General features: G+C 62.7%; 5 protein-coding genes and 1 pseudogene. 4 read left to right on the top strand and 2 right to left on the bottom strand.

From position 1 onward, the window contains the following. Positions 1-53: 53 nt before the first annotated feature. From recF to gyrB, 4 genes are all read left to right on the top strand, one after another. Positions 54-1163, top strand: a complete 1110-nt coding sequence (gene recF, locus BUA54_RS09640; RefSeq protein ID WP_072857018.1) for a DNA replication/repair protein RecF — start codon at positions 54-56, stop codon at positions 1161-1163. Between the two features lie 82 nt (positions 1164-1245). Further along, positions 1246-1866 (top strand): LysE family translocator, encoded by a 621-nt coding sequence (locus BUA54_RS09645; RefSeq protein WP_072857019.1) that lies wholly within the window; start codon positions 1246-1248, stop codon positions 1864-1866. A gap of 77 nt (positions 1867-1943) precedes the next feature. Then, positions 1944-2717 (top strand): pentapeptide repeat-containing protein, encoded by a 774-nt coding sequence (locus BUA54_RS09650; RefSeq protein WP_072857020.1) that lies wholly within the window; start codon positions 1944-1946, stop codon positions 2715-2717. Between the two features lie 99 nt (positions 2718-2816). Continuing rightward, a complete protein-coding gene (gene gyrB / locus BUA54_RS09655; RefSeq protein WP_072857021.1) occupies positions 2817-5234 on the top strand; it encodes a DNA topoisomerase (ATP-hydrolyzing) subunit B in 2418 nt (805 codons plus the stop codon). A gap of 96 nt (positions 5235-5330) precedes the next feature. Here gyrB and BUA54_RS09660 read toward each other — a convergent pair whose 3' ends face one another. Both BUA54_RS09660 and BUA54_RS20550 read right to left on the bottom strand, forming a co-directional pair. Beyond that, a complete protein-coding gene (locus tag BUA54_RS09660) occupies positions 5331-6050 on the bottom strand; it encodes a M48 family metallopeptidase (protein ID WP_072857022.1) in 720 nt (239 codons plus the stop codon). Positions 6051-6510: 460 nt separating this feature from the next. Then, positions 6511-6851: pseudogene (locus BUA54_RS20550) on the bottom strand (transposase); the annotation flags it as partial. Between the last annotated feature and the right edge of the window lie 96 nt (positions 6852-6947).

Here is a 6947-nt window from a genome sequence, read left to right on the forward strand (position 1 = left end):
AGAACCGAGCCTCCGGCGGAGGTATTTTTGACGAGAAGAAGGGCGGACCCGCGATGACGGGGGTACGGGTCGCGCGATTGCAGATGTCGCATTTCCGCTCGCACAGGCGGGCGGAGGTTGTGACCGACGGTCGCCCCGTGGCGATCCATGGACCCAACGGTGCTGGCAAGACCAATCTGCTGGAGGCGGTATCGCTGTTGTCGCCGGGGCGCGGGCTGCGACGGGCGGGAGCGGACGACCTCGTGCGCCGGCCAGAGGCGCTGGGCTGGAAGGTCTTTGCCGATGTGGTCGCGGACCGGCAGGCGTTCGAGATCGTCACCGGGGCCGAGGCAGGCCAGTCGCGCAGCGTCCAGGTCGACGGCAAGGCCACAACACAAACGGCGCTGGCCGCCATCCTCCGTGTGCTCTGGCTCGTCCCGGCGATGGACCGGCTGTGGATCGAGGGGGCAGAGGGACGGCGGCGGTTCCTCGATCGCGCGACCCTGAGTTTCGTACCGTCCCATGCGGAAGCGACATTGCGCTATGAGAAAGCCATGCGCGAGCGTAACCGTCTGCTGAAGGACATGGTCCGCGATGCGCATTGGTATGCCGCGCTGGAGGCGAGCATGGCCGAGGCGGGCGCGGCGGTGCAGGCGAACCGCCGGACGGCCATCACGGCCCTGATGGCAGCGCAAGAGGATGCGCTGACCGCCTTCCCTGCCGCCACCCTGACCCTGATCGAAGGTGGCGAAGATGCGCAGGGCGAGGACGCGTTGCGCGAGGCTTTCGCCGCTGGCCGCGCGCGTGATCTGGCGGCGGGGCGCACACTTTCGGGGCCGCATCGCAGCGATCTGGATGCCGTTTATGCGGACAAGGACGTGCCGGCGCGCGACTGTTCCACCGGAGAGCAAAAGGCGCTGTTGATCAGCCTTATCCTGGCGAATGCCCGTGCGCTGAAAGCCGGGACGGGACAGCCGCCCGTCCTGCTGCTGGACGAGGTTGCGGCCCATCTGGACACCGCGCGGCGCGCAGCGCTTTATGACGAGGTCTGCGCGCTGGGTGCGCAGGCGTGGATGACCGGGACGGAGATCCAGCTGTTCGAAGCCCTTGGCGGACGGGCCCAGTATCTGGCTGTGATCGAAGGTCCGGATGGGTCCGTCGTGTCGGAAGGCGAGGTGCAATGACAGGGAGCCATCCGAAACCGCATGCTGAATCGCACGCGTCCGCGCTTGCATATCCCGTCAGAATGGCGGGGTTAGGGCTGAGATGACGATCACACTGGGGGACATGGCGCTTTATGCGGCGGCACTCTTTGCGCTGTTCCTTACGCCCGGCCCGGTCTGGGTGGCGCTGATCGCGCGCACCCTGTCCGGCGGGTTCAACGCGGCCTGGCCGCTGGCGCTGGGGGTTGTCGTGGGTGACGTGCTTTGGCCGTTGCTGGCGATCCTCGGCGTGACGTGGATCGTGTCGGTCTACGCCGATTTCATGGTCGTGCTGCGCTGGGTGGCCAGCGTGACCTTTGTCGTCATGGGGGTGCTGATCATCCGCAACGCAGGCCGGTCCATAGGATCCGACAGCCGTCTGACGCGTCCCGGCATGTGGGCCGGCTTCCTTGCGGGGGTGGCGGTCATCCTCGGCAATCCCAAGGCGATCCTGTTCTACATGGGCGTGTTGCCCGGCTTCTTTGACCTGACGCGGCTGACCGCGCCGGACATCGCTGCGATCTGCTTTCTGTCACTGATCGTGCCCCTGACGGGAAACCTGATCCTCGCCTTCTTTTTCGGACGTGCGCGGGCGCTTTTGACATCGCCCTCTGCCGTGCGGCGGACCAACAGAATTGCGGGCGGGCTGCTGATCGCCGTCGGATGCGTTATCCCCTTCGTCTAAGTTGGTCCGCCATTCTGATGACTGGCTATGACGATTGATCCCTTGCTAGGCTTTCCCATGTGCCAAGGGAACGATCCATGCGACTGACATCTGCCGCCATACTGCTGTCGCTGATTGGCGCACCGATCTCGGCCCAGTCCATCATGGCCGGCGTCGATCTGACCTCGCCCGCAATGACAGAGGCCACGATGACGCGGGACGAGGTGATCGCCGCCCTTGCCGCCCCCCATGCCGATCTGAGTGGCGCCCGGTTGAACGGGCTCGACCTGTCGGGGGTCAATTTCAAGGGTGTTAACCTGCGTCTGGCCCGGTTGAACGGCGCTGATCTGACTGGTGCATTGCTGGATGGCGCCAATCTCGATCAGGCGTGGCTGCTGAAGGCGCGGATGGATGGCGCATCCCTCCGCGGGGCCAGCCTGTTTCAGGCGCAGTTGATCGGCGCGTCGCTGAAGAGCGCGGATTTCACGGATGCCCGCGCCGCCGGGAACTTCAACAAGGCCGATCTGACCGGCGCGATCTTCGTGGGTGCCGACCTCGGGGCCGAATTGGGCAACCAATCGATGGGGCTGATGCGGGGCGACCTGACCGGGGCGAACGCGCGGGGCGCGGACTTTACCGGTGCCCGCCTCGTGCGGACGGTGCTGAGCTTCGCGACGCTGACGGATACGGATTTCAGCGGTGCCGACCTGTCGACGGCCAATCTTGCGGGGGCCGACCTGACCGGCGCGCGGCTGACCGGAGCCGACCTGACGGAGGCCGATGTAACCTCTGCCCGGCTGTCAGCGCTGGTCGAGACGGACCCTGCCGTGCTGCGCCCGGCGCTGAACCTGAAGCGGGCCTTTCATGATTGACGGGCAGTGGCGCGGTGGAACACAAAATATGGTGCGTTAGGCGTGACATAGCCTGACAAAAAGCATATATTTTGCGGGTAATAGACAGGAAATTCCCGCATGTCCGACGACACCGCCGAAAATGCCGCTTACGGCGCCGATTCCATCAAGGTTCTGAAGGGGTTGGAGGCAGTTCGCAAGCGGCCCGGCATGTATATCGGTGACACCGACGACGGGTCCGGTCTGCACCACATGGTCTACGAGGTCGTTGACAATGGCATCGACGAAGCGCTGGCCGGTCACGCGGACCATGTCAGCGTGAAGATTCATGCCGATGGCAGCGTTTCCGTCGGCGACAACGGACGCGGCATTCCCGTCGATATGCACAAGGAAGAGGGCGTGTCGGCCGCCGAGGTCATCATGACCCAACTTCATGCAGGCGGGAAGTTCGACAGCAACTCCTACAAGGTATCCGGCGGTCTGCACGGTGTCGGCGTGTCCGTCGTGAACGCCCTGTCCGACTATCTGGAGTTGCGGATCTGGCGCAATGGCAAGGAACACTACGCCCGGTTCGAGGGCGGCTATACGACCGAATCCCTACGGGTCGTCGGCGACGCGAACGGTCGCAAGGGGACGGAGGTGCGGTTTCTCGCCAGCATGGCGACCTTCAGCAACCGCGACTACGACTTTCATACGCTGGAAAAGCGTCTGCGCGAACTGGCGTTCCTGAACTCCGGCGTCCGCATCATCCTCGAGGACGAGCGCCCGGCCGAGCCGCTGCGCACGGAACTGTTCTACGAAGGCGGCGTGAAGGAATTCGTCAAATACCTCGACCGGTCGAAATCCTCGATCCTGCCGGAGCCAATCTATGTCCGCGGCGAGCGTGACGACATCGGCATCGAAGTCGCGATGTGGTGGAACGACAGCTACAACGAGATGGTGCTGCCGTTTACCAACAACATCCCGCAGCGCGACGGCGGCACCCACATGGCCGGTTTCCGCGCCGCCCTGACCCGGACGATCAACAACTACGCCCAGACCAGCGGCATCGCCAAGAAGGAGAAGGTCAGCTTCACCGGCGACGACGCGCGCGAGGGGCTCACCTGCGTGCTGTCGGTGAAGGTGCCCGATCCGAAATTTTCCAGCCAGACCAAGGACAAGCTGGTGTCGTCCGAGGTGCGCCCGGCAGTCGAGAACCTGGTGGGCGAGAAGCTGGCCGAATGGTTCGAGGAAAATCCGTCCATCGCAAAGATCGTCGTCGGCAAGATCGTGGAGGCGGCGCTCGCCCGAGAGGCGGCCCGCAAGGCCCGTGATCTGACCCGGCGCAAGACGGCGATGGACGTGAACTTCCTTGCCGGCAAGCTGAAGGATTGCTCCGAAAAGGACCCGTCTAAAACCGAAGTCTTTCTGGTTGAGGGTGACTCTGCTGGCGGATCGGCCCAGACGGGGCGCGACCGGGGCACGCAGGCGATCCTGCCGCTGAAGGGCAAGATCCTGAACGTGGAGCGCGCCCGCTTCGACCGGATGCTGGGCAGCCAGGAGATCGGCAACCTCGTCATGGCGCTCGGCACCGGCATCGGGCGTGACGAGTTCAACATCGCCAAGCTGCGCTATCACAAGGTCATCATCATGACCGACGCCGACGTGGACGGGGCGCATATCCGCACCCTGCTTCTGACCTTCTTCTTCCGCCAGATGCCGGAACTGATCGAGGGCGGCTACCTCTACATCGCCCAGCCACCGCTTTACAAAGTGTCGCGGGGCAAGTCCGAGGTCTATCTCAAGGATCAGGCGGCAATGGACGAGTTCCTGATCGAGCAGGGGATCGAGGGGGCCATGCTGCGGCAGGGCAACGGCGAGGAGATCACGGGCGCCGATCTGCGACGCGTGGTCGAGGATGCACGCCAGCTGCGCCGCGTGCTCGACGCCTTCCCGACGCATTATCCACGTCACATCCTCGAGCAGGCGGCGATCGCCGGCGCCTTCGCGCCCGGCGCGGTGGCCGAAAACCTGCAGGGCGTTGCAGACAAGGTGGCGCAGCGTCTGAACCTCATCGCGCTGGAATGGGAGCGTGGGTGGCAGGGCCGGATCACGCAGGACCACGGCATCCGCCTTGCGCGGATCCTGCGCGGGGTGGAGGAGGTCCGCACCCTCGACGGCGGCTTGCTGCGGTCCGGCGAGGCGCGCAAGACCGGCACTTTCACGCAGGCGCTGCAGGATGTCTACGATCTGCCCGCGACGCTGGTGCGGAAGGATCGCAGCCAATTGATTCACGGGCCGCTCGATTTGCTGGCCGCGATCCTGGAAGAAGGCGAGCGAGGTTTGTCGCTGCAACGCTACAAGGGTTTGGGAGAGATGAACCCAGAGCAACTGTGGGAAACGACCCTCGACCCCGACGCGCGGACGCTTTTGCAAGTCAAGGTGGACGACGTGGCCGAGGCGGACGACCTGTTCACCAAACTGATGGGTGACGTCGTCGAACCCCGCCGCGCTTTCATCCAAGACAACGCGCTCAACGTCGAAAATCTCGATTTCTGATCAAGTGTAGGATCGCGCATAATCGTGCGCGATCCCCATAAGTTTGCGCGATTTGCGCGAAGGTTTGCGCGTTATCAGCGCCGAGCGTTTCTGACTTCAGTCGATCCACGCTTCCAGCGGTAGGGCGTTCAGTTCATTGCGCACACTCCGCCACCGCGGCATTTCCCGGTCGAGAACGGCAGTGAATCTCTGATCGTGCCGAGGCGAGATCAGGTGGGCGAGTTCGTGCAAGATCACATAGTCGATCATACTCTCTGGCTTCTTTACGAGCGAAGAGTTCAACCAGATGATCCGTTTGTCGGTGTTGCAGCTGCCCCATTTCGTTTTCATGGGACGGATGCCCCACCAATCGGGATGCACACCAAGCCGTGTGGTCCAAGTATCGAACCTTGGCAGCGCCCAGTCACGAAGCCGGTTTTTCATCCAGGATGCCATCCAGCGCTCCCGTTGACCGGTATCAGCCCCGGATGGAACTTTGAGGATCAAGCGATCGGCTCCGGATCGCACGATACGATGGACCTGCTTGTCCCACTCTTCAACTTCGAGCCGGAGGGGACGACCGAAATAGAAGTGCGTCTCCCCTGAGACATACTTCCGAACAGGCTGACGAGGCTGGCTCAGGAACTGGGCCTGCTTCCTTCTAATCCACGACATTCTTGTGAGCACGGCGACACGAATGGCCTCGCCACTTACCCTCTCCGGGGCGGCGACCCGAACTCTGCCTGCGGGAGGGTAGCATCCTATGTGAAGGTTCTTAATGTTTTTGCGAACTATTTCGACATCGACACCGCCGATCTCCGCAACCTCAATATTCATTCTGGTTCTTCAGGATCTCGAAGATCCGCTCCATTTTGACGGGGTCATCAAAGAAGGGCTCCAGACTGCGGCGAATCTTTCGTTCCTTCATGGCATTGCCGCGCCACCCGAAGGGTGCCGTGTCTCGGACAGCCTGATCGACCTTCATGGCCAAATCCTCATCACCATCGAGGTTATCAAAGAGGGCCTTCTTCCCCGCAGTCGTCATGCTCTCCGGATACACATTGCCATGGCCCGCTTTCGCCTGCGTTACCATCTCTTTGATGCGCTCAAGATACTCGGCGTATTCGATCGCGTCGTTTCGCCTTTGTAGAACGAGGTCAGAAAGCAGATCGGACATTTTCTCGTAGAATCGAGGGTTAACCGGCGTTTCCTTGATGATGAGCTTTCGCACATTGTTCTCGATCGCTTCCGCGATGTTTTCGCGCTTGCGCTTTGACGCTTCCGGAAGGTCATCCTCCAGGCGTTGGTCACCGAACCGCCGACGCGCGTTGGCCAGATCGCGCAACCGACCGCGCAGGACCGTGTCCGGGGGACGCCGAGAGCGATAGCGGATCATCGTGCGATCTGCGCCGACGATGTGGCAGGCCCGCCGTTCCGACAGGCCATGCTCGGCCCGAAGATACGCAACGGCTTCGCGCTTCCCGGCGGGCCCTGCCACTTTTTTGAAACCAGATCCTTCATCGCCGCCAGATCCAGCATCTGTTCGGCCAAAAGCTTCTTTAGCCTGGCGTTCTCGTCCTCGAGTGTCTTCAGCCGCTTGGCCTCCGGCACCGTCATGCCGCCGAACTTGGCCCGCCATTTAATGGGATGGATGTCTCTCCCGCCATCAGCAACGTTGCGGGTGTGACGCAGCAGAATGGAGAGGGAAATGACAGTCGCATTCCTTGGAATAGA

Source organism: Loktanella atrilutea (assembly GCF_900128995.1).
Lineage (GTDB): Bacteria > Pseudomonadota > Alphaproteobacteria > Rhodobacterales > Rhodobacteraceae > Loktanella > Loktanella atrilutea.